This window comes from Zhongshania sp. (assembly GCF_041584495.1).
Taxonomy (GTDB): domain Bacteria; phylum Pseudomonadota; class Gammaproteobacteria; order Pseudomonadales; family Spongiibacteraceae; genus Spongiibacter.
In genome coordinates this window covers 1-1,393 of sequence record NZ_JBFHDY010000289.1, presented here as the reverse complement: position 1 = coordinate 1,393, position 1,393 = coordinate 1, and the positions used below count along the sequence as shown (strand labels likewise).

Here is a 1,393-nt window from a genome sequence, read left to right as displayed (position 1 = left end):
TCCCTATCTCAGTCTCAATTATCACCCTAAATGTGAAAACTGGTGTCGTGACAGCGGGCACGATACGCGGTATGCGTTTGACAGTACAAACTTCGATCCCGATGACCTTGCGCAGGTGGGGGGCGAAATCTTGGGGGGCAGCTATCGCCAGCCGACACTGCCAATAGCAGCGGCGCGCGATGAGGCATTAAAGAACTGGGAGGCGCTGTGACAATACCTGAATTTTCAGTCATTGTTCCGCTCTATAACAAAGCTGCCCACATCGTGGACACGCTTAACTCTGTTCGCGCGCAGACACTGCCGCCCAAAGAAGTGATTGTGGTTGACGATGGTTCGACTGATCAGGGAGCGGACCGTGTTGAGACTTTGATTCAGGAGGGTTTTCCAGGATTAAAGTTGATCCGGCAGGTTAACGGCGGTGTCTCGGTTGCGCGCAATACTGGCATTGCCGCCAGTTCAAGCGATTACGTTGCCTTTCTGGATGGTGATGACCTTTGGTTGCCCGAACTTCTGGCCGAAATGGCCCAGTTGATCAAGGATTTTCCCGAGGCAGGTGGCTTTTCAACGGCCTTTGCACATTTCACTCCAGCGGGTAGCATCACGCCTATTCAGCCGCACTTTCCAGCCCGCTACCAAAAGCAGACGCGTTTTCTATACGACTACTTTGAAGCCGCAGCGAGCGGGGAACTGCCTGCGATGACATCGGCAACCTGCATACCCAAGCGGGTGTTGGATGAAGTAGGGGGGTTTCCGCCAAGGGAAAAAATTGGTGAGGATCAGGATGTCTGGATTCGCGTGGGGCAGCGGTATTCCTTTGCCTACAGCCGCCGTGTTTGCATGCATTATCTAATTGAGGCTGAAAATAGAGCTTCCGTTATGCACGTTCCGGAATGCGAATGTCCTTTCAGTTTGCGTTTGAAAAACTATGCCGAATCATCCGGTGATCCACGTCGGGAGCTTATGCTCAAGTTGACGGCCAACCATCTTCTGCATTTGGCTCAATTGAATATCAGGGCCCGAAAGTTTCCTGTAGCTCGACGTCTGTTAGCTGAACAGAGAACCTGGATGCTACCGCTAAGACGAATCAAATGGGAGGTGGCTTTCTGGTTTGCTCGGTGTGGCTTGATGTTTCGTCGTTCGGCGTAGCGCTAAGCTGTTGCTCGTAACATCAGGTAGCTGCAGGTGAGTGTCACTGCAGCTACCGAAGGGTTTCTTTTCTTGTCTAATAGCGTTTTGCCGCCTGTGCTGTTATCGAGCGGGCCGAAATCACATCGACAAAATAGCGATTGGCCAGATCGAGGATAAAGGCGAACCACAAAATGATACCGAGAAACTTGCTTCCGTCCTCAATCAGAAGAATGGCAGGCATTGATTCGCTTGACAGCATATCGGC

Annotated in this window: 2 protein-coding genes; both read left to right on the top strand. The window is 51.8% G+C overall.

Going from position 1 to position 1,393, the window contains the following annotated elements; all coding sequences use genetic code 11:
- Positions 1-211 (top strand): hypothetical protein (locus tag ABYP33_RS19215; RefSeq protein ID WP_373092968.1); only part of this gene is annotated, 211 nt, incomplete at its 5' end.
- Complete coding sequence (locus ABYP33_RS19210) at positions 208-1,146, top strand: glycosyltransferase family 2 protein (RefSeq protein WP_373092966.1); 939 nt, start codon at positions 208-210, stop codon at positions 1,144-1,146. The genes ABYP33_RS19215 and ABYP33_RS19210, both read left to right, overlap by 4 nt.
- Positions 1,147-1,393: the final 247 nt, after the last annotated feature.